General features: G+C 69.2%; 17 protein-coding genes. 7 read left to right on the top strand and 10 right to left on the bottom strand.

Annotated elements, in window-relative coordinates; translation table 11 throughout:
* Positions 1–70: 70 nt before the first annotated feature.
* Entirely contained in the window at positions 71–2,314 is a 2,244-nt protein-coding gene (locus tag ED92_RS10185) for a helicase-associated domain-containing protein (protein WP_037335629.1), read from the top strand.
* Positions 2,315–2,471: 157 nt separating this feature from the next.
* Here the strand turns inward: ED92_RS10185 and ED92_RS10180 are convergent, their stop codons facing one another.
* The 6 genes from ED92_RS10180 to ED92_RS10155 all read right to left on the bottom strand — a co-directional run bounded on the left by ED92_RS10180 (position 2,472) and on the right by ED92_RS10155 (position 8,898).
* Positions 2,472–3,053, bottom strand: coding sequence for a DUF742 domain-containing protein (locus ED92_RS10180; protein WP_052120332.1), 582 nt, complete (start codon positions 3,051–3,053; stop codon positions 2,472–2,474).
* A gap of 3 nt (positions 3,054–3,056) precedes the next feature.
* On the bottom strand, positions 3,057–3,476 hold the full coding sequence (locus ED92_RS10175; protein ID WP_005156190.1) for a roadblock/LC7 domain-containing protein: 420 nt from the start codon (positions 3,474–3,476) through the stop codon (positions 3,057–3,059).
* Between the two features lie 429 nt (positions 3,477–3,905).
* Positions 3,906–4,514, bottom strand: coding sequence for an ATP/GTP-binding protein (locus ED92_RS10170; protein ID WP_007033392.1), 609 nt, complete (start codon positions 4,512–4,514; stop codon positions 3,906–3,908).
* Positions 4,495–5,280, bottom strand: coding sequence for a DUF742 domain-containing protein (locus ED92_RS10165; RefSeq protein ID WP_037335627.1), 786 nt, complete (start codon positions 5,278–5,280; stop codon positions 4,495–4,497). Before ED92_RS10165 ends, ED92_RS10170 begins: the two co-directional genes overlap by 20 nt.
* A 25-nt stretch (positions 5,281–5,305) precedes the next feature.
* Positions 5,306–5,764 carry a roadblock/LC7 domain-containing protein gene (locus ED92_RS10160; RefSeq protein WP_085939650.1) on the bottom strand — a complete coding sequence of 153 codons (459 nt, stop codon included), beginning with the start codon at positions 5,762–5,764 and terminating at the stop codon, positions 5,306–5,308.
* A 20-nt stretch (positions 5,765–5,784) separates the two neighbouring features.
* Positions 5,785–8,898 carry a nitrate- and nitrite sensing domain-containing protein gene (locus tag ED92_RS10155; RefSeq protein WP_037336323.1) on the bottom strand — a complete coding sequence of 1,038 codons (3,114 nt, stop codon included), beginning with the start codon at positions 8,896–8,898 and terminating at the stop codon, positions 5,785–5,787.
* Positions 8,899–9,620: 722 nt separating this feature from the next.
* On the opposite strand from ED92_RS10155, the gene ED92_RS10150 reads away from it, so the two are divergent.
* The 5 genes from ED92_RS10150 (at position 9,621) to ED92_RS10130 (ending at position 14,327) form a co-directional block, all read left to right on the top strand.
* A complete protein-coding gene (locus tag ED92_RS10150; RefSeq protein WP_037335625.1) occupies positions 9,621–10,577 on the top strand; it encodes an ABC transporter substrate-binding protein in 957 nt (318 codons plus the stop codon).
* Between the two features lie 247 nt (positions 10,578–10,824).
* The gene (locus tag ED92_RS10145; RefSeq protein WP_235213227.1) at positions 10,825–11,829 is read left to right on the top strand and encodes an ABC transporter substrate-binding protein; all 1,005 of its coding nucleotides are present in this window, start codon (positions 10,825–10,827) and stop codon (positions 11,827–11,829) included.
* Positions 11,830–11,837: 8 nt separating this feature from the next.
* The gene (locus ED92_RS10140) at positions 11,838–12,608 is read left to right on the top strand and encodes an ABC transporter permease (RefSeq protein WP_037335622.1); all 771 of its coding nucleotides are present in this window, start codon (positions 11,838–11,840) and stop codon (positions 12,606–12,608) included.
* Positions 12,605–13,438 carry an ABC transporter permease gene (locus tag ED92_RS10135; protein ID WP_037335619.1) on the top strand — a complete coding sequence of 278 codons (834 nt, stop codon included), beginning with the start codon at positions 12,605–12,607 and terminating at the stop codon, positions 13,436–13,438. Before ED92_RS10140 ends, ED92_RS10135 begins: the two co-directional genes overlap by 4 nt.
* 19 nt (positions 13,439–13,457) lie before the next feature.
* Positions 13,458–14,327, top strand: coding sequence for an ABC transporter ATP-binding protein (locus tag ED92_RS10130; protein WP_037335617.1), 870 nt, complete (start codon positions 13,458–13,460; stop codon positions 14,325–14,327).
* A gap of 311 nt (positions 14,328–14,638) precedes the next feature.
* On the opposite strand, the gene mdlC is transcribed toward ED92_RS10130, so the two are convergent.
* From mdlC to ED92_RS10115, 3 genes are all read right to left on the bottom strand, one after another.
* Positions 14,639–16,222 carry a benzoylformate decarboxylase gene (mdlC, locus tag ED92_RS10125; protein WP_037335614.1) on the bottom strand — a complete coding sequence of 528 codons (1,584 nt, stop codon included), beginning with the start codon at positions 16,220–16,222 and terminating at the stop codon, positions 14,639–14,641.
* A gap of 350 nt (positions 16,223–16,572) precedes the next feature.
* The gene (locus ED92_RS10120) at positions 16,573–17,250 is read right to left on the bottom strand and encodes a copper homeostasis protein CutC (protein WP_037336320.1); all 678 of its coding nucleotides are present in this window, start codon (positions 17,248–17,250) and stop codon (positions 16,573–16,575) included.
* Between the two features lie 15 nt (positions 17,251–17,265).
* Positions 17,266–19,941: a nitrate- and nitrite sensing domain-containing protein gene (locus ED92_RS10115; protein WP_200882680.1), complete on the bottom strand. Its 2,676-nt coding sequence runs from the start codon at positions 19,939–19,941 to the stop codon at positions 17,266–17,268.
* Positions 19,942–20,132: 191 nt separating this feature from the next.
* Here ED92_RS10115 and ED92_RS10110 point away from each other — a divergent pair, with 191 nt between their 5' ends.
* Complete coding sequence (locus ED92_RS10110) at positions 20,133–21,089, top strand: ABC transporter substrate-binding protein (protein WP_152610847.1); 957 nt, start codon at positions 20,133–20,135, stop codon at positions 21,087–21,089.
* Here ED92_RS10110 and ED92_RS10105 read toward each other — a convergent pair.
* Entirely contained in the window at positions 21,086–21,721 is a 636-nt protein-coding gene (locus tag ED92_RS10105) for a hypothetical protein (RefSeq protein ID WP_037335608.1), read from the bottom strand. The two genes, ED92_RS10110 and ED92_RS10105, sit on opposite strands and share 4 nt — an antisense overlap.
* Between the last annotated feature and the right edge of the window lie 49 nt (positions 21,722–21,770).

The raw sequence follows: 21,770 nt of genomic DNA, 5'->3' as shown, positions 1-21,770 counted from the left end.
GCCGTTCTCGAGGGACAGTCTGCCCGAACGCGGCTGCCGGGCCACCACCCGCCCGGTATCCTGGTCTTCTATGCCCGCGCCATCCCTGGCGGACTGGCTGCGCCAGGAGTCCGACGACGCCCTCGCCGCGCTGCTGCGCACGCGTCGCGACCTGTCCACGCCGCCCCCGTCCGACACCATCGTGCTCGCCACCCGGGCAGGCACGCCGGGCTCCGTCGCGCGTGCCTGCGAAGACCTCGACACGTTCACCCTCGCCGTCCTCGACGCCCTGCTGCTGGCCGGAGCGGACACCGAGCCGGTCCCGGCCGCCGAGGTGGCGCGGCTCGCGGGCACGGAGATCGGCGAGGCGCTGACACTGCTGCGCAAGCGGGCCCTGGTCTGGGGCGAGGACGACGCGCTGCGCGTCCCGCCGTCGGCCCGCGACGCGCTCGGCCCCTTCCCCGCCGGGCTCGGGGCGTCGTCCCCCTCGCTCGCCGGAACGGATATCGAGGCCGCGCTCGCGGAGGTCGGCGAGGACGAACGCGCCCTGCTGACGACGCTGGCCGCCGGGCCGCCGATCGGCCGCACCCGCGACGCGTCGGCCGACGTCCCGCTGGAACGGGCGCAGAACCCCGTCCAGCGCCTGCTCGCCAGGGGACTGCTGCTGCGCCGGGACGATCAGACCGTCGAGCTGCCGCGTGAGATCGGGATCGCGCTGCGCGGCGGGGTGGTCTTCGAGCAGGCGTCGCTGCGCGAACCGGAGCTCCCCGTCCATCCGCATCAGCAGTCCACTGTGGACACGACGGCGGCCGGCGAAGCGATGGAATTCCTGCGCCAGACCGAAAACATGCTTCGCGCCTGGTCCGAGACGCCACCGCCGGTGCTGAAGTCCGGCGGGCTCGGCGTCCGCGAACTGAAGAAGCTCGCGAAGGATCTCGACGTCGACGAGGCGCGGGTGACCCTGCTCGCGGAGATCGCGGTCGGCGCCGGTCTGGTGGCCGACAGCGAAGCGACCACGCCGGAATGGGTGCCGACGACGCTCACGGATTCGTGGCTCGCGTCGCCGACCGCGCAGCGCTGGATGACGGTCGCGCAGGCCTGGCTCGAACTGCCCCGGCTGCCCGGTCTCGCCGGCGGGCGGGACGCGAAGGACAAGCCGATCGCGCCGCTTTCGGAAGACCTGCGCCGTCCGCTGGCGCCCACTTCGCGGCGCCGGATCCTCCTCGCGCTGGCGGCGCTGCCCGAAGGCGCCGGTGTGAAGAGCACCGACGAACTGGTCGCGGCGCTCGCCTGGCGCGCGCCGCGGCGGGGCGGGCGGCTGCGGGACGAGACCGTGCGCTGGACGATGGCCGAGGGGGCCGCGCTCGGCCTGATCGGCCTCGGCGGGCTCACCACAGCGACCCGGGCGCTGCTGGCCGAGGACCGCCCGGGGGCGATCGAGGCGATGATCGACGCGCTGCCGCGTCCGGTGGACCACGTGCTGGTCCAGGCCGACCTGACCGTGGTCGCGCCGGGGCCCTTGGAAGCCGAACTCGCGGCCGAGATGACCGCCGTCGCCGACATCGAATCGGCCGGGCACGCGACCGTCTACCGGATCACCGAGACGTCCGTGCGGCGCGCGCTCGACACCGGGCGGACCGCGGGCGAGCTGCACCAGCTGTTCACGTCGAAATCGGCGACGCCGGTGCCCCAATCGCTGAGTTACCTCATCGACGACGTCGCCCGGCGGCACGGGCGGCTGCGTGGCGGTGCCGCTGAGTCGTTCCTGCGCTGCGACGACGCGTCGCTGCTCGCGGAGGTCATGGGCAGCCCCGTCGCGACGGAGTACGGCTTGCGGATGATCGCGCCGACCGTGCTCATCAGCGCGTACCCGCTCGCCGAAGTCCTCGACGCGCTTCGCGCCGCCGGGTTCGCTCCGGCCGCCGAAGGCCCCGACGGACGCGTCATGGACATCAGGCCGTCCGGACGTCGCCTGCCCGCGAAGGCGCGTGCCGCGCGTCGCGCGCCTGGAGAGCCTGCCGGGCTGACCGACGAACAGGTCGGCAAGATCGTCGCGCACGTCCGGGCAGGCGACGCCGCTTCGGCGCGCCGCCGGGGCGAGACGGTGCGCGCGCCGCAGGGAGGCGGCGCCGGGGACACGTCCGCGACGCTGGCGTTGCTCTCCCAGGCGACCATCGAGCGCCGCGAGGTGTGGATCGGGTTCGTCGACTCACGCGGGACGGCGAGCCAGCGGGTGGTGCGGCCGCTGCGGGTCGGCGGCGGGGTCCTCGAAGGGACCGACAACGAGCGCTACCCGCTGCACCGGATCACGTCGGCCGCCCTCGTCGAGGACTGACCACCCCGCATTTAGTCCTCTAAATGCGGGGAGTCAGGCACACCGTGAAGCGGCGTCCCGAAGGCCACCCTTGAGACATCCAACGTCCTGAAGGTGGCCTTCAGGACAGCCACGGCCGAGAGCACCGGCACGCATTTAGAGGACGAAATGCGGGCGGTCAGAGGGCGCGCAGGCCTTGCAGCACGCGTTCCATGAAAGCGCGCGAAGAGGAATCACCGAGGATCAGCTCCGTCTGGTGGATCAGCACCAGGCCGGCGTCCGCCATGTCGCCCACGAGCACCTTCACCACGCCTAACGGCAGCCGCAGATGCGCGGCGATCTCCGCGATCGAGCGGGTGTCCAGGCAGAGGTCGCAGATCTGCCGGTGTTCCGGGGTCCGCACGCCGCGGTACCGGCGGCCGTCCTCACTGGTCGACACCAGCGCCTCCAGCGCCAGGTCGTGCGCGGTGCGGGTGCGCCCACCGGTGCGGGTGTAGGGCCGGACCCGGGAGCCCGAAGCCGGCGGCAGGTAGACCGAAGCCGGGGCGACGTCAGTGGGCCGTGGAGGAGGCGACTGCCGGATCGGTGAGGGCATCGGAGGCACCGGCTCGGGAGGCGGCGCGGGCGGGCGCCGCGGCATCACCGTGCTGATCGAGCTCAGCTCGAACCGGCTCGGCGAATCGAAGGCCTCGCGTTCGGTGCCCTGATAGAGGGAGTCCCAGCCGGAGGGGTCCGGTTCGGTGAATCCGCTGATCTTCATCGGTCACCCACGTACGCCGCCCTGCAGCTGCGCCCGCAGCTCGGGGGTGATCTGCTGGCCGACCCGCTCGACGAGCAGCGTCATCTCGTAGGCCACGGTGCCGATGTCACAGGTCGGCGCGGCCAGCACGGCGAGTGACGAGCCGTCGGCGACCGACATGAGGAAGAGGTAGCCGCGTTCCATCTCGACGACGGTCTGGTTGACCCCGCCCGCGTCGAAGCAGCGGGCCGCGCCGGCGGTGAGGCTGATCAGCCCGGAGGCGACCGCGGAGAGCTGTTCGGCCCGTTCCTGCGGCAGCCCGTCCGACGGCGCGAGGAGAAGCCCGTCCGCGGAGACCAGCACGGCGTGCGCCGCACCGGGAACCCGGCGCGCGAAATCCGTGATGAGCCAGCCGAACGAGCTTTGCTGCCCGGATGCCGTCACAAGTCCCTCCTCGCTGCGTCAAGACCACCTGGGCGGCGTGGTCCGGGCGTCTCCCGCCCACCAGCACCGATCCCGGTGCCGACGAGCCGAAAGACGCCTCCACCCAGCGTATTCGTCCCGTCGATCGTGTCGAGCCCGCCACCCGGCCGACCGCGTTAACCGAACGTAAACGTCCAGCCGCGCACCGCGTCGACACATCGTGAACCACGCATTCGTGGGTCACCCTGTGGTGGCCTGGCGCGACCAGGTGTGAACCGGCGTCCGCGCAGGTCACCGACGTTGTGACCACTCGATCGGGGGTCGTCGGCGCCGGATCGCGTGAAAGGGGTCGCCCCGCGTTCGATCCGACCGGTGACGCCACTCCCCGAAGCGGGTGAAGCCTGCCGAGTTCACTCCAACGGCCGCATCCGCTCCGGGCTTTTGTCCCTTTTACCCAGCGCGCAACGCCGAATCGTGTGCGATGGCGTGCTGCACGACCGAGATCAACACCTGCTTGGCGGACTCACGTTCCCGGGCGTCACAGGCCATGATCGGCACGGACGGTGAGATCGTCAGCGCGTGCCGGACGTCCTCGATCTGGTGGTGCAGCAGCCGGTCGAAGCAGTTGATCGCCACGACGTACGGCAGCTTCCGGTTCTCGAAGAAGTCGATCGACGGGAACGCGTCGGCGAGCCGCCGCGTGTCGACCAGCACGACGGCACCGATGGCGCCGACCGCGAGGTCGTCCCACATGAACCAGAACCGGTGCTGGCCCGGCGTACCGAACACGTACAGCACCAGGTCCGAGTCCAGCGAAATCCGGCCGAAGTCCATGGCCACGGTCGTCGTCGACTTGTTCGGGGTGGCCGAATTGTCGTCGACGCCGGTACTGGCCTCGGTCATCATGGCCTCGGTGGTCAGCGGATCGATCTCCGAAACCGCTCCGACCAGCGTGGTCTTCCCCGAGCCGAATCCGCCAGCGACCACGATCTTGGCCGACGAAGTCGGTCCGGTCACCTGCGGCGCATTCGCGTCGGAGTCAAATTCTCCGAAGCCCACTGAGCACCCTCTCCATGAACTCGATACTCGGCCGGTCACCCACGTTCTGGCTGGCGGTGTGCACCAGGACCAGACCGAGGCCGGCCACGTCTCCGATCAGCACCCGGACCACGCCGAGCGGCAGGCGCAACAGCGCCGCGACTTCGGCGACGGACCGGGTGTCCAGGCAAAGGTCGCAGATCGACCGGTGTTCGGGGACGCGTACCCGGTCGAGCACACGTCCCTGTTCGCTGGTCGAGATCAACGCCTCGATGGCAAGGTCGTACGTCGGCTTGGTCCGGCCCCGCGTGCGGAAATACGGCCGGACCAGGCCGGAGGATTCGACGTCGGTGGTGTACTGCTCGTCGACGAACTCGTTCTGCGCCTGCTGCGGCAGGGCCGCGGCGAGCGGGTCGGCGGCGGCCGCCGCCGCCCGGCGCTCCTCCTCCTTGTCGAAGGAGAACTTGGCGAACTCGCCCGAGTCGTAGAGCGGACCGCTGCCACCACCGAACAGCTCCGCCCCCGGCCCGCCGAGCAGGCGTTCCCGGTAGTCCGAGACGCTGAAGTCGGCGGGTCCCTGTCCCGCGTTCGAATCGGTCAGCCAGCGGGAGGCTTCGTCCGGGGCCACGGGGTCGTTGTCCGACCCCTGTGCCCTTCGCGATCGCCATTCGCGGTCGACCCGGTCCCGGAAGGACGTCCAGTCCTCCCGGCCGTCGTCTCGTTCCGACCACCCGCCGGAGAAGTCGTCACCGAGCCGGCCATCGCCCCTCAAGCGCCCGTCGTCCACGGCATTCTCCTCGGTTCCCGGTCGCTCAGCGGCGGACCGACGCGCCCTGCAGCTGCGCGCGCATCTCCGGTGTCAGCTGTTGCCCCACCCGTTCCACCAGCAGGGTCATCTCGTAGACGACCAAGCCGATGTCGCTCTCCGGCGACCCGAGGACCGCCAGGCAGGAACCGTCGGACACCGACATCAGGAAGAGGAAGCCGTTGGCCATCTCGACCACCGTCTGCGCGACCGTGCCGCCCTCGAACACCTTCGCCGCACCGCGCGCGAGGCTCGTGAGCCCCGACGCGACCGCCGCCAGCTGATCGGCCCTGTCCTTGGGAAGTCCCTTCGAGGATGCCAGCAGCAAACCGTCCGCCGACACCACCACGGCATGCGCCGCGCCCGGGACCCGGTGCACGAAATCCGTGATCAGCCAGGCAAAGCTGCTCGTGTGTCCTTTACCCTGCGCCTGGCCGCCAGGCTGCGCCGGACCACCCGGCTGCATCGCACCCGCCCGTGTCACTGTCACTCCTTACTGCTGTCATCGGCAGAGGTATCCCTGCCGGTCACCGGAACGCCGTTGTCATCCAGCGCATCGAGCGGGCGTTCCTTCAACGCGTGCCGTCCCGACGTGTAGCCCTTCTGGAAGCTTGCCATCCGACTCCGCGCCGCCGTCGCCGAGCGGGCGATCGCACCCGTTCCCGGCATTCCGGAGGTCTTGTCGGCGAACGAGTCTTCCTTCTTCGGCTCGTTCCCGCCGATCGAGCCGGGGACGAGGTACTGGTTCGGCACCCGTTTGGGCAGGCCCGCCGGGGTGATCTCGTCGTTCCGGTCTTCGTACAGGACCTGCGCCGCCTGCCAGCCGTCGTCCGACGCGCTGCGCCAGCCATTGTCCTGGAGCACCGTCTCCGGCGGAACACTCCGTGGGGTCCGAGTGGGCAATGCCTCTCCGGAAGTGTCCTCGGCCGCGGATTCCGCCGCTTCGGCGCCGCCGTTGGGGGTCCGCACGGGCAGTTCGGACTCGACCGGCTCGGTGTACGTCGTCGGGGAGTCGCCCCCGGTCTCGTCACCTTCGCTGAACCAGCGCGAGAGCACCGACTGGTAGATCGGCAGCCGCCGGGTGGGCACGTCGTCGTCGAGCGCCGACTTGCCCGCGTCCGAAGACTCCGCGGGCTCCTCAGGCTTGTTCCGCGGCTCGACCGGCGTGTACTTCGGCTCCCGCTTCGGCAGCACCAGTGACGCGAACTGGGTCTCGGTGCCGCTGGAGGCGCCGTCGCCGTTCGCCGGCGAGATGTCTTCGGCCGTCGGCCACGCCGGGGCCTCTTCGGCGGGGGACGCGGGGCTGAGGAACGGCCCGGCCGCGTTCTTGCCCGCGACCAGGTCGTCGAGGCTGATCGGCTGATCGAGCGGGACGAGCCCGCCCTGCGACGCGACCGGCTGCGGAGCGGCCGGCGGCTTCGACGGCGGCGGCGGGGTCATCTCCAGGCCGCGGTCGGAGGCGGGGATGTTCGGCAGCGAGGTCGACATCTCCGACACCGACGGCATCGAAGGCATCGACGTTTCCGACCGGTTCGCCGGCGGCGGGGTGTTGCGCGCGCCGGGCCGCATCTGCGTGAGCAGCTCCGCGGGTACGACGACCCGCGCGATCACGCCGCCCTCGATGTCCTCGTTCTCCCGGAGCCGGACCTCGATGCCGTGGCGTCGCGCCAGGCGCGCGACCACGTACAGGCCCATCCGCCGGGTCACCGAGACGTCCAGGTCCGGCGGGTCGGCCAGCCGCTGGTTGACCTCGGCGAGCCGTTCCTCGGTCATGCCGACACCGTGGTCGGTGACCTGGATGGCGAGCGCCTTCTTGCGGGTGATCACCGCGCGGACGGTCACCTTCGTCTCCGGCTCGGAGAAGTAGGTGGCGTTGTCCAGGAGTTCCGCGAGGACGTGCACGAGGTCATGGATCGTCAGGCCCTGGACGGCGACCTCGGGGACGATCCCGATCTCGATCCGGGCGTACTGCTCGATCTCCGAGACCGCGGCGCCGATGACGTCGGCGGCGGGCACCGGCTTGGGCACCGACTTCGCGAGACCGGCGCCCGAGAGCACCAGGAGGCTTTCACCGTTGCGGCGCAGCCGCGTGGCGAGGTGGTCGAGCTCGAACAGGCTGGCCAAGTGGTCCGGGTCCTGCTCGTCGGCCTCGAGCCGGTCGATCACGCCCAGCTGGCGTTCCACCAGCCGCTGCGACCGGCGGGACAGGTTCACGAAAATGCCGTTGACGTTCTCGCGCAGGAGGGCCTGTTCGGCGGCCATCTTGACGGCCTGTTCGTGGACGACGTCGAACGACCGCGCCACTTCACCGATCTCGTCACGCGAGGTGACGGGCACCGGCTCGACCGACCGCTTCGAGGCGTTGACCGGGTCCGGGTCGTCGAGGATCGCTTGCACGGTTTCCGGCAGTCGTGTGTAGGCCACGTCGAGCGCCGTCTTCCGCAGCACCCGCAGCGGGCGCAGCATCAGGCGGGCGATGACGAGCATCAGGAACAGCGCCGCGAGCAGCGCCAGCAGCACGACCGCGCCGCCGATCCAGGCCGAGTTGATCGCGTCGGTGGCCAGGCCGTCGGCCTGTGCCCGCAGCTGGCCGAGCAGGTTGGTCTCGACCGCGCGCAGCTTGTCCAGCGCGACCCGGCTGTCGTTGCCGAGGGCGACGTTGTCGATCGCCGGCGGCTCGTTCTGCTGGTGCAGCGAGAACGCCATCGTGGTGATCCGGCGCCGGTCGTCGACCTCGGGACCGGAGAAGGTGTCCGAGTAGAGCTGCCGCTGTTCGGGGCTGGCGTTGTTGAGGAACGCCGCCGTCGAGGCGTCGCCGCTGGCGACCGCCGAACGCGCCTGGTCGAACAGGTCGCCGGGGAATCCGGAGCGGAAGGAGGCGATCAGCAGCGCCGCGTCACCGCGGGCGATGAACTCCTTGCTCTCACTGATGGCCTGCACGGTGACGCCGAGCCGGAGCACGTCGCGGTTCGCCACCGCGGTGGTCACCTCGCGGCCGAGCTGGACCAGCGAGTCGAGGATGCCGGAGTAGGCGATGAGGATCGGGGTGTCGCCCAGCAGCGAGGTGTTCATCGCGCCGCGCAGCGGGCGCAGGGCGTCGAGCCGCTGCAGACCACGCGAGTAGCGGTCCCTCGTGTCCTGATCGTCCGGGTTGATCTGGTTCGCCGAGGCACGCAGGTCGTCGATGGCGCGGTCGACCTTGGCGATCTGCGCGTCGAGACCGTTCTGGCGCGACGGGTCACCGGAGGCGATCTTGGCGACGGCGAGCGCGCGTTCGCTCTGCAGCTCGTGCACCACGAGGGTGATCTTGTCGGCGAACGCGACCTGGTCGGCCGTGTCCTGGAACCGGGCCGCTTCGCTGCTGTCGTCGATCACGCGGAGCGTGCCGAGCGCGAGCGCGGTCAGCGTCGGAATGATCAGGACGGCCGCGAGCTTCGATCGCAGACGCCAGTTACGCAGGCCCAGGAACGACCCGGCCTTCCCACCAGGACCGTCTCCGGTTTCCCGCGCAGGGGTCCCTCCCACCCCCGCGGTGTCTTCGTTCGGCACCGCCGCACCACCATCATCTTCATTCGGGCCGGGAAAGCCCATTTTGGACATGCCGTTCTGCTGCTGCCTGGGTCGGTTGTCGGAGACCACTACCCGCACGCTCCTGCCACCCGGCAGGGAGACGTTGGACGCGAGTGCTCACTCTGACGAATGAGGAAGTCGTCTTTGACGCAGTCTCTCAAGTGCACTTGGCCGAAATCCCGCCTGACGTCATTGGTCTATTCGGCCTAACCCGCCAGTGCGCGGGCGCGCACCAGTGAAGCACGGTCGTGTCCGACATCAGGATCGCGTTCGACACAGAGTGCCTTGCACCTCGGGAAAGGTCCAGAGCGTTCGGCCATCCAAGGCACTCTCTTTCACTACATCAGTGGTCCACACCTCACTACCGGTGCATGAGGGTAGCGAACGGGCGGCCCAGATGTAACCCTTCGGTCAAGACCTGCAAGTAAGCCCCGGACGGGTCTTGACCCGTTGACGCTCATTCGTCAACAAGTCCCCGCCTCGAACACGCCCCGTTGTGTTCACTTCTGACAAACAACCTGTTCGGGTGATCGTTACCACTTGGGATCATGGGATGACCACCCATTGTGAGCACAGTGTGTGTTCTCTACAGTGGGCCCGTGACTCGACAAAGAGTCACTTCCGAATTCCACATCAGGCCACGTCATCACGTGTCCTCCCCCTCGATCAGGAGCACCACTTTGCTTGGCTCTGCAAGCTCGAAGAAGGCCTTGGGCATCAGCCGGGGTCGACGTGGAGCCCTCGCATTCGCGATGGCGGCCGTCGTCTCGGTATCGGTCAGCGGCTGCGGCCTGCTCGGCGGGGACGATTCGTCCTCCTCCGGCGGCTCGGGGAGCCTCGAGAAGTCGAAGATCAAGATCGCCGTGATGTCGACCATCGACCTGGCCCCGCTGCGCCTCGCCCAGGACGGCGGCTACTTCAAGAACGAGGGCCTCGACGTCGAGGCGGTGGAAGCCGCGACCGGCCAGGTCTCGCTGACCAAGCTGATCGGCGGCGAGGTCGACATCGCGTACGCGAGCTACACGCCGTTCTTCATCGCGATGAGCAAGGGCACCGCCGACATCAAGCTGGTCGCGGACGCTTCTTCCGCGGGCCCGAAGAGCACGATGCTGGTCACGCTGCCGACGTCGTCGGTGAAGAGCGTCAGCGACCTGGCGGGCAAGAAGATCGGCATCACCGCGCCGAACACCGTGTCCGACACGCTGTCCAAGTCGGTCATGAAGGACCACGGCGTCGACGCCAGCAAGGTCCAGTGGGTGCCGATCCCGCTGCCGAACATCGGGACCGCGCTCAAGAACGGCGACATCGACGCCGGCTTCCTGACCGAGCCGTTCATCACCCAGACCGCGAAGCAGGCGGGCACCGTCCCGGTCGTGGACACCGCCACCGGCGCCACCCAGGACTTCCCCACCGCGGGCTACGGCTCGCTCGGCAAGTTCGTGTCGGAGAACCCGAAGACCGTGGCCGCCTTCCAGCGCGCCATGCAGAAGGCCACCCGGGACGCGGCGGACCGCTCCAAGATCGAGCCGCTGCTGGTCAAGTACGCCAAGATCGACCAGGACACCGCCGCGCTGACCACGCTGCTGACGTTCCAGTCCACCCTGGACCCCCGCCGTATCCAGCGGGTCCCGGACCTGCTCCTGCAGATGGGCGCGATCCAGACCAAGATCGACGTCGGCCCGATGATCGCGGCGCAGGCCACCAGCTGACGACGCGGCATTACATCTAATAGTCACATTTCTCGGAAATTGATCACTGAAAGTAATGATGTCCAAGCGGGTGATCAGGTGATCGGGCGAATGGCCTAAAATGATCACCCGCTCACGACACCCATTGTGAGCAGGTGGGCAAATCTCTAAGGTGACCGCGTGCCTGGCGGAATGAAGCCACGACACGGATGAAAAAACCCAACGGTGATTCATTGTTTCCGAGGAGCTGGCTTTGTTTCGAAACGCCATGAGCAGGAGCGGTGTACGTAGAGGACGGGGTGCCATCGGCGTCGCCCTGAGCGCGCTCATGCTGGCCACCTTGGGCGCCTGTGGCGCACTCGGCGGCGAGGACACGTCCAAGGCGTCGGGTGGCGAAGGCGGCCTTGAGAAGCCGAAGATCAAGGTGGCCCTGCTGCCCGTCGTCGACCTCGCGCCGCTGCGGCTGGCGCAGGAAGGCGGCTACTTCAAGGCCGAAGGTCTCGAGGTCGAAGCGGTCGACGCGCCCAGCGGCCAGCAGGCGATGACCAAGATGATCGGTGGCGAGGTCGACATCGCCTTCTCCACCTACATGCCGTTCTTCGTGGCGAAGAGCAAGGGCGCGGCCGACATCCGCCTCGTCGCCGACGCGGTTTCGGCCAGCCCCAAGAGCAACGCGGTCGTCACCGTGCCGACCTCCTCGGTCAAGACGATCAACGACCTCGCGGGCAAGAAGATCGCGATCACCGACAAGAACACCGCCTCCCACCTGCTCACCGTCTCGGTGATGAAGGACCACGGCGTCGACACCAGCAAGGTCCAGTGGGTGCCGATGGCGCTGCCGAACATCGCCTCGGCGCTCGCGGCGGGCCAGGTCGACGCGGGCTACCTGCCCGAGCCGTTCCTGACCCAGGCATCCAAGGTCGTCGGCGCGACCCCGGTCGTCGACATCTCGACCGGCGCCACCCAGGACTTCCCCCTGGCGGGCTTCGGCGCGCTCGGGTCCTTCGTGGACAAGAACCCCAAGACGCTGGCCGCGTTCCAGCGCGCACTGGGCAAGGCCGTGCGCGACTCGGCCGACCGCTCCAAGATCGAACCCCTCATCGTCAAGTTCGCCAAGGTCGACGCGGAAACCGCTTCACTGCTCACGCTGCCGACGTTCGGGTCCACTTTGGACGCCCGTCGCCTGCAGCGGGTACCGGATCTGCTGCTGCAGACCGGAGTGATCGGGGCCAAGCTCGACGCCGCTCCGATGCTCGCCCCTCAAGCTGGATAAAGGTAAAGGTGTCACGACTTCTCCGTGCCCTTGCCGGTCTGGCCGGTTTCTTCCTCGTGTGGGAAGTGATCGTCCAGGCCGGCCTGGTCCGTAAAGAGTTCCTCCCCCCGCCGTCCGTCGTCCTCGTGACGATCTTCGAACAGTTCGGCGAGACCCAGTTCGTCCGGGACCTGATCGCCACGTTCCTCGCGTGGGCGATCGCCCTGCTGATCGCGGTCGCCATCGCGGTGCCCGCCGGCCTGCTGCTCGGCAGCATCCCCGGCCTGCGCACGGCGACCGCGGTGGTCATCGAGTTCCTGCGGCCGATCCCCGCCGTCGCGCTGATCCCGCTGGTGCTCCTGCTGATCGGCGGCGGGCCCGAGGCGAAGATCACGCTGGCCGTGTACGCGTCGTTGTGGCCCATCATGTTCAACACGATCTACGCGCTCGGCGAGATCGACCCCGTGCTGCTGGAGACCGCGAAGGCCTGCGGTACGAGCAAGTTCCGGACGCTGACGTCGGTGGCGCTGCCGCATACCGCGCCGTTCGTGTTCACCGGGGTCCGGCTGTCCGCCAACATCGCGCTGATCGCGGTGGTCAGTACCGAGTTCCTCGCCGGGGCCAAACTCGGCATCGGCAACTTCATCATGCAGGCCAGCACCGGCTCCACCAGGTTCGACCTCGTGCTCGCCGGCACCGTGGTGGTCGGCGCGCTCGGCTTCCTCATCAACGGCGGGCTCGAGATGATCGGCAGGCGGGCGTTCCGCTGGAGCACGGTCGACCGGGAGGCGGTCTCGTGACGACCCTCACGCTGACCAGCCGCGTCGGCAGGCGAGTGGGCCGGGGTATCGGCATCCTCGTCCGCAACTGGCTGCTCTTCTTCGCCCTGATCGGGATCTGGGAGCTCGCGACCCGGCTCGCGGAAAGCCCGTTCTTCCCGCCGCCGAGCGAGATCCTGAGCACTTCGGTGAAACTGTGGTTCACCGGCCCGGCCTCGCAGCTGTTCCTGACCGACACGGTGTTCGACAACGTGCTCCCCAGCCTCGGCCGGACCCTCGGCGGCTGGCTGCTGGCCGGCGCGTTCGGTGTCGCGCTGGGTGTCCTTTTGGGACGGTCCAAGACGGGGATGGACTACGTCGGACCGCTTTTCGCGTTCTTCCGCTCGGTCCCGCCGCCCGCGCTGATCCCGGTGTTCATCGTCCTTTTCGGACTCGGTCCGGGGATGCAGACCGGGTCGATCATCTTCGGCGCGATCTGGCCGGTGCTGCTCAACACCGTGGACGGCGTCCGGTCGGTGGACCAGGTGAAGATCGACACCGCGAAGTCGTTCCGGACCCCGCGGTCGTACTGGGTGCGCTCGATCGTGCTCCCCGCCGCCGGGCCGAAGATCTTCGCCGGCCTGCGGCTGAGCCTGTCCATCTCCCTGCTGCTGATGGTGATCTCGGAACTGGTCGGTTCCTACAACGGCATCGGCCGGTCCCTGATGGACGCCCAGCAGGCGTTCGACTTCCCGCTCATGTGGTCGTGGCTGGTCCTGCTCGGACTGCTCGGCTTCGGGTTCAACGCGGCCTTCCTCGCGGTGGAGCAGAGAGTGCTTCGCTGGCAGCCCACCCGCAACGGCCGTATCTAGCTTTCGAAGGGTCAGCAAGATGTCAACCATGCTCGAAGTCTCCGGGCTGAACCACCGGTACGGCGCGGGAGAAAAGGCGCACGTCGCGGTCAACGACCTGTCGTTCACCGTGGAAGCGGGACAGCTCGCGAGCATCGTCGGCCCGTCGGGCTGCGGCAAGTCCACGCTCCTGCGCTGCATCGCCGGGCTGATCAAGCCGACGTCCGGCCGCGTCAGCCTGCACGGCGACGACGTCTCCGGCGTGCCGGAGGACCTGGCCGTCGTGTTCCAGGACTACAGCCGCTCGCTGTTCCCGTGGCTCTCGGTCGCGAAGAACGTCGAGTTCCCCTTGCGGTGGCGTAACTTGAGCCGCGCCGAACGCCGGACGCGGGCGCAGGAGGCGCTGGAGTCGGTCGGCCTGTCCGGGGTCGGCTCGAAGTTCCCGTGGCAGCTCTCGGGCGGTATGCAGCAGCGGGTGTCGATCGCGCGGGCGCTGGCCAGCCGTCCCGCCCTGTTGCTGATGGACGAGCCGTTCGCGTCGGTCGACGCGCAGACGCGGTTCGAACTCGAGGACCTGACGCGGCGCGTGCAGCGCGAGAACGGGAGCACGGTCCTCGTCGTCACGCACGACATCGACGAGAGCGTCTACCTGTCGGACCGCGTGCTGGTGCTGTCGAAGTCGCCCGCGAAGATCGTCGCGGACCTGCCGGTCGGGCTGCCCGCGGAACGGGACCAGATCACCACACGCGAATCGGCCGAGTTCGTGACGCTGCGCGGTGAGGTCGCGCGGCTGCTGCACGGTGGTGCCCCGGAAGCGGTCGCCGCCGCTTCGGACGCGGCCGAGTACGAGCTGGCGCAGCAGGAAGCGGCGGCCGACACCGCCGAGGCCGAGGCGCGCGCGAAGAGCTGAAGCCTTCTTGATCGTCCATAAGGGACTCTTCCAGGGCGACAGCGCCTGGTTTGGGCGATTTGCACGGTCTGACCGGCGGGTCGTGAGTGGCAATGAGGGTTAGAACGACCCTTACCACTCACGACCCGATCGAAAACCGTACATACAAGCATTAAATGGACCCGGTTGCGTCCTTTTTGGACACTTGGGCCGCGATCGGCTAAGACGACGAGTCCGGACCGGGCTGCGAAGGCCGCCACTCCTGCGGCTGCCATGTCGCGAAAGCCACTTTCGGGACGGCAGATGTCCTGAAAGTGGCTTTCGCGACACCCTCAGTACAGCGTGCGCGGGTTCGCGTCGATGCGGACGTGCACCAGATGCGGCCGCTCGTCCGGCAGCGCCGCTTCCAGCGTCGACTTGAGGTCTTCGGCCTTCTCGACGACCGACGTCCGCAGCCCCAGGCTCTTCGCCAGCGCGGGGAAATCGATGCCGCCGAGGTCGACGCCCGGCACCTTCTCGCCGCCCGCGGCCTCGCCGAGGATGCGCACGGCGGCGTACTGCGAGTTGTCGAAGATCACGAACGTCACCGGCAGGTTGTGCTGCGCCGCCGTCCACAGTGCCTGGACGCAGTACATGCTCGACCCGTCGCCGAGGATCGCCACGACCTTGCGGTCCGGGCGGGCCAGCGCGGCGCCGACGGCGGCCGGGAGGCCGTAGCCGAGGGTGCCGCTGGCGACGGTGAGGAAACCGGTGTCGGTGGACTTGATCGGCAGGTGGTCGTGCAGTTCGTTGCGGTGGCTCGGCGTCTCCTCGACGACGATCGCGTCGTCCGGCAGGACTTCCGAGATCACCGCATAGGCGAAGCCGGGCGTGATCGGCGTGACCGCGGCGGGCTTTTCCAGCCGGGTGCGGGGTTTCGGCGCTTCCCTCGGCGCGGCGCGGTCCAGCAGCGCGCGGATGGTGAGCTTCGGCGTAGCGCGGATGCCGGTGCCTTCCGCCGCCCTGGCGAGGATCTGCTCGTCGTCGCTGACCAGGAACAGCGGCGGCAGCGCGGTTTCCGACTCGCCGCGGTACACGTGGTAGGTGAACGCCGGGGCCCCGATGACGACCACGAGGTCGTGGTCCGCCAGCGCGCTCGCGAGCGCTTTCCGTTCCGGTTGAAGGAATCCGAAGAACTGCGGGTGGTCCTCGGGGAAGGAGCAGCGCGCCCCCATCGGCGGCGCCCAGACCCCGGCGCCGACCTTCTCGGCCAGCTCGACGACGTCCGGCACGGCGCCTTCACCGTCGATACCGGGGCCGACCACGATCGCCGGGCGCTCGGCGGCGTCCAAGGCCGACACCAGTTCGTCCAAAGCGGACGGATCGGGCGCGAAACCGCGGATCTGCGGCCGGGACACGATCGGCTTCGTGGTCTCGACGTCCCAGTCGTCCACCGGCACCGAAACGAACACCGGACCCATGGGCGCCTGCGTCGCGATGTGGTACGCCCGCGCCAGCGCCGCCGGGACGTCCTCGGCCCTGGCGGGCTCGCAGCTCCACTTCACGTACGGCTTGGGGAAGTTCGCCGCCTCGACGGCGCCGAGGAAAGGATCGTCCGGCAGGAGCGACCTGGTCTGCTGGCCGGCGAGGATGATCAGCGGGGCGTTGTTGCGGTACGCGGTGAAGATGTGCCCGAGCGCGTGCCCGACCCCGCCCGCGGAGTGCAGGTTCACCAGCGCCGCCCGCCTGCTCGCGCGGGCGTACCCGTCGGCCATCGCGACGACGGACGCCTCGTGGAGCGCGAGCACGTAGGTGAAGTCGTCGGGCCACTCCGTGAGGAAGGCGATCTCGGTCGTCCCGGGATTGCCGAAAACGGTGGTCAGGCCCAGATCGCGCAGCAGTTCCCTGGTCGCGTCACGTACGGTGCGGGTAGCCATGGCCACACGCTATCTGGTCGGCACCCGATAGTTGAAGATGCAACCTCGTATCACCGTATGTGGTCTGGACCTGACCCCCTGCGTACGTCCGGCAACCCCCGCATTTCGTCCTCTGAATGCGGTAGTCGCACGCGCAAGGAATCCGGTGCGTACGCCTGCTCCTTGCGGCGATGCGGTGCAGCAAGCCAGCCGGCGCAATGTCCGTGAAGGCCTCCTTACCTACCTTGAGGGTAAGGAAGGAGGCCTTCACGGCATGCGGAAGCGGTGTGGCACGGGGCGGAGCCGCGCCCCTGGGAGCCCCGCATTTCGTCCTCTGAATGCGGTAGTCGCACCCGCAAGGAACGCCCGGCCTACTCCTTGACCAGCGCGGCCCATTCGCGCACGGCGGCGACGTCCACATCGGACTCCCAGCCACCCGGCCGCACCGCGCTGCCGACGTGGAAAGCGCCGACGCCGCCCGCCCGCAGCAGGTGCACCTGCTGCGGCCGCAGGCCGCCGCCGACGAGCAGCCGCGGCCCGTCCTCCCGCCGGGCGAGCCGCTGCAGGACCGAAAGCCCGTGCGCCACACCGTGCGGATGCCCGGCCGCGAGCACCGTGTCGCAGCCGAGCGCGGTCAGCTGGTCGTAGGCGCGCAACGGGTCCCGCGCGCGGTCGATGGCGCGGTGGAAGGTCCACGGCAGCCCGTCGAGCTCCTTGACCAGCGTCTCGCAGGCCTCGACGTCGATTTCGCTTTCCAGGTCCAGGAAACCGAAGACGAACTCCCGCGCACCCGCGTCGATCAGGCGCCCGGCGTCCGCGCGCAGCCCGTCGAGGTCACCGGCGGCGAAGGACATGTTGTCGCGCAGCATGACCCGCACCGGGAGATCGGTGGCGGCGAGCACGTCGCGCAGCGTCTCGACCGACGGGGTGAGTCCGTCGCTGGCCATGTCGCTGACCAGTTCGAGGCGATCGGCCCCGCCCTCCTGTGCGCGCTCCGCGTCCACCGCGGTCAGCGCGATCACTTCCAGCAGGCCGGTTTTCGGGCTCATGACCATCCAATTCGCTTATACCGAGGGGTTGTCGTCACCCCTGGCGTGGCGACCGCGCCGGAAACCGCCTTGCAGGCTGGTCATCCGTTCGCGGACCGCTTCGGGGGAAAGTGAGAGTATCGGCCTCTCCCCCCGCGGTTTCTCCGGCCTGTCGTCCTGCGTCCGAGCCTCGGGGACGACGGCGGGCAGCACCGGCCAGGTCTCCTCCGCCCCGTCCTCCTGCTCCAGTTCGGCGGGCGTCGGCCAAGCGGGCTCGGGCTCCGGTGCCTTTCCCTTGGGCTCCAGCGGCTTCAACGTCGGCTCGGTCGGCTCGTCCGGATCCTGCGCGGGCTCCTCGGGCACGGCGTTCTTCACCGGTTCGAATGACGGCAGCGAGGGCGGGCCGGGTTCGGCGGGCGAAGGCCCTTCGCGCGGGCCTCCGTGGTCGAACCACTGCGAAAGCACGCTCTGGTACTTGGGCATCCGCTCGGTCGGCGAGTCCAGTTCGAGATGGTTGACGGCGTCGTCGTCCGAAGACGGCCACTCCGGCGGGGTCTCGCGCTCGACGACCGGCGCACGCCGCAGCGGCCCGGGATCCAGCACGGGCGCGAACCGCGATTCGTCCGCACTCTCCTGGGGTTCCGGCAGCGGCGGCACTTCCAGCGGCGGTTCGGGTTCCGGCTCCGGCACGACGACGGTGACGGGCGGGGGCTCCGGCAACGGTGCTGGGCGGGGCGCTTCGACGATGAGTTCGGCGGGTACGACGACCACCGCGGTGATCCCGCCGCCGTCGGCGGACCGCAGGCGGACGTCGATATGGTGCCGGACGGCCAGCGTCGCGACCACGAACAGACCCATCCGCCGGGAGACCTCGACGTCGACCTCCGGCGGGTTCGCCAGCCGCGTGTTGGTCCGGTCGATCTCCGCCTGCGGCATGCCCGCGCCGTGGTCGGTGATCTCGATCTGCCATTCGCCGCGGTCGGTCTCGTGCCCCTCGACCTGCACCATCGTGCTCTGGTCCGAATAGCGGGTCGCGTTCTCCAGCAGCTCGGACACCACGTGCACGAGGTCGTTGACGGCCTCGCCGCGCACCGCGATCCGCGGCGCCGCACCGAGTTCGATCCGCTGGTAGTGCTCGACCTCCGACAGCGCGGCACCGATGATCTCGTCGGCGACCACGGCGCCGCCGTCTTCACGGACGACGTCGGTTCCGGAGAGCACCAGCAGGTTCTCGCTGTTGCGGCGCATCCGGGTCGCGAGATGGTCGAGTTCGAAGAGGCCGGCGAGGGTGTCGGGATCCTGTTCGTCGGCCTCCATACGGTCCAAAACGGACAGTTGCCGCTCGACGAGATCCTGGCTCCGCTGCGACAGGTTCACGAACATCGCGTTGATGTTCTCCCGCAGCATGGCCTGTTCGCCCGCGAGCCGGACGGCCTCGCCGTGCACCGCGTCGAACGCGCGCGCCACCTGGCCGAGTTCCTCGCGGCTGAACACCGGGACCGGCGCGACGGCCAGCCGACGCCGCAGGTTCTCCGGCTGCGGTTCGGGATCGCTCAGCAGGCCTTCGACTGCCGCCGGGAGCTGGTGCTCGGCGACCTGGAGCGCGCTGCGGCGCAGGATCCGCAACGGCCGCAGCAGCGACCGCGCGATGATCACCGAGAGCACGCCGGCGACGATCAGCACGGCGAGCACGATGCCGCCGTCCCAGATCGCGGACGTCCTCGCGCGCGCCGCGAGGGCGTCGGTGCGTTCCTGGAGCTGGACGAGCAGCGCCTGCTGCACCTGATGGGCCAGATTGACCGTGTACGTGGCCGAGGTGTCCCACTGGTTCGGGTCCAGCCCGCCGAGCCCCTGATCGTTCTCGGCGCGGATGAGCGCCGACTCCACCATGTCGTTGCCGATGTCGACGATCAGGCCGATGACCGTGTCGTCGTACATGCGCTGCTGTTCGGGCGTCGCGAAGGTGCGGTAGTCGCTGCGGGCGGCGGCGAGTTCGGCCTCCGCGCCGAGCAGCGCGCGGGTCCGGTCCCGGTTGAGGCCGCCCTGCGCGAGCGCGGCCGCCATGATCGCGCGTTTGACCGACATCTGATCCTTGACCCGCGCGAGCGCGTTGCCCGCGAGCCGGAGCTTCCCCAGATCCGGGTCGGAGACGTCGGCGGCGGTGGCGTCGCTGATGTCGAGCAGGCCGGAGATGAGCTCGCTGTAGGACCGCAGCACCGCGTCGGCGGGAAAAGCCGAGTGTTCCGCGGAAAAACGGAGCCCGGTCAGCACGCGCAGGCGGTCGCTGGTCTGTTGCAGGCTCGTCGCGGCCTTGTCGCCGAGCCTGCTCTTGCTCTCGCCGAGCGTGCGGTCGAACGTGCCGATGGCCTCGTCGGCCCGTTTGCGCTGTTCGGTCAATTCGGAAAGATCGCCCTTGCGATCGCCCGCGACGAACCGGACGGTGAGGTCGCGTTCGCGCTGAAGCTGATGCACCGCTTCGGCGACGGTGCTGTCGACCCGGCCGCGGGTGGCGAATTCGGCCAGCTGCCGCGCGTCCCGCAGATCGGAGTTGACCCGGAGCCCGACGAGCGCGACCACCGCGAGCGCGGGAATCAGGAGTACCACGAAGAGTTTGGTACGCAGGTGCCAGTTCCGCAGCCGCCAGCGGCCGCCGACACGGGGATGCCGTTCCGCCGCGTCGCCCCCACGGGGACGCTTGTCGCGACGGGCCACCTGGTTTCCTTTTCCCACCACGGGACCCTTTCCCATGGCTGACATCGGGGACGAGAGCCCGAACCTACTGTAGAGTAACAAGGTTCGAGAACGATCGAAAGCCGCGCCATCCGGCGTCTCCCGCAGGCGATCGTATGGGGCACGGACCATACGATCCAGAAGGAGGAGCACATTCTCTCGGTAGGTGAGCGGTGACGAAGATGCGTGTCTTGGCGATTCCGCTGGTAGCGGCTCTGCTGGCGACCGCCGGTTGCGGAGTGTTTTCCGGTGGTGACGCAAGCACCGACGCGCCACTCGAACGGACGGAACTGCGGATCGGCGTCGGAAGCCCCATCGACACGGCGCCCTTGCGGGTCGCCGTCGCCGCCGGGAAGTTCACCGCGGCCGGCCTTTCCGTGACCCTCGTCGAGGTTCCCGCCGACCAGGCGATCGGCAAACTCTCCGCCGGCGAGGTCGACCTCGCGTTCGCCAGCGACGTGTCGATCTTCCGCGCCGCCGCGGCGGGGACGGCGTTGCAGTTGCAGGGCGAGGCCTACACCGCCGGCCGCAACACCATGGCGCTCGTCACACTCCCCGGCTCCGACTACACCGAACCGACGCTCAAGAAGTCACCGAAGATCGCGGTGAACATGCTCGACGACGTCGGCGTGCTGGCGGCCAGGTCGGTGCTGGGGACCGCGGGCGTCGACGTGAACCGGATCCAGTTCAAGCAGAACCCGTTCGACCGGATGCCGCAGGCGTTGCAGGCGGGCGAGGTCGACGCCGCGTGGATGGTCGAGCCGTACATCACCAGGGCCGAGAAGGAGCTCGGGGCGAGCATCCTCGCCGACGGCGCCCGCGGCGCGACCCTCGACTTCCCGATGTCGTCCTACGTTTCGATGGGGGCTTTCGCCCAGGCCAACGCCCGCACGCTCGCAGTGTTCCGGAAGGTGCTCAGCGAGGCGCAGGTGCGCGCGGCCGACCCCGCCGTCGTCCGCGACGCGCTGCCGTCGTTCTCCGACATCGACCGGACGACGGCTTCGCTGATCTCGCTCGGGACGTACCCGGTCTCCCTCAACGGCATCCGGCTGCAGCGCGTCGCCGATCTGATGCACAACTCGGGCAGTCTCGGCGCCCGGCTCGACGTGCAGTCGATGGTGGCGCGCTAGATGTTTTCGCCGGTCGGCCTGAGGCACACGGTGCGCTCGGGCGGCCCGGTGTAGTGCAGGGCGGTGTCTTCCGACGAACAGGCGGTCTCCGACGATCCCCGCGTGACGACCGCCCGCGCCTCCGCGCTGATGTCGGTGCAGCGGACCTTCGCGATCCGCGTCTCGTGCACGACGTCGCGCAGGCAATCCCCGGTCTCGACGTTCAGCGCGAGACAGAGCGTCTTCTTGGCCGTCCGGCTGGACGAAGACCCGTAGAGCTCGAACTGGATGTAGTCCGCGTCGCGGCAGTCGGACGAACCCGTCCTCACCTCGTCGATGCGGAAGGTCGCGCGGTTCGAACTGCAATTGGCCGTCGTGTAGCTCTGGTTGCCGCCCGCCTCGTCGGTCAGGTACAGGCACTTGCCCGCCTCGACCGTGGCGAAACTGCTCGACCGCGAGATCCCCCAGGCGGCCAGGCTCCCCAGGCCCAGCGCGAGGACCACACCCAGCACGATCGAGACCCTGGCCAGCACGCTCAGCGGCGCCGGTCTGGGGAACGGCGTCGGCGGTGCCGCCTCCGGCATCGAGGGCAGGGGCGCGGGCGCGTTGAACGGGTCGTACTCGGGCGTCCCGCCGGTCGGTGTAGTCGTCAAGGTCCCCTCCAGTCACCTTGCGTACATCCTTCCACCAGCGGTGCCGCGA

Source organism: Amycolatopsis sp. MJM2582, from assembly GCF_000754115.1.
GTDB lineage: Bacteria > Actinomycetota > Actinomycetes > Mycobacteriales > Pseudonocardiaceae > Amycolatopsis > Amycolatopsis japonica.
Note: the sequence above shows the minus strand (reverse complement) of the source record. Positions and strands in the feature narration are given on the sequence as shown.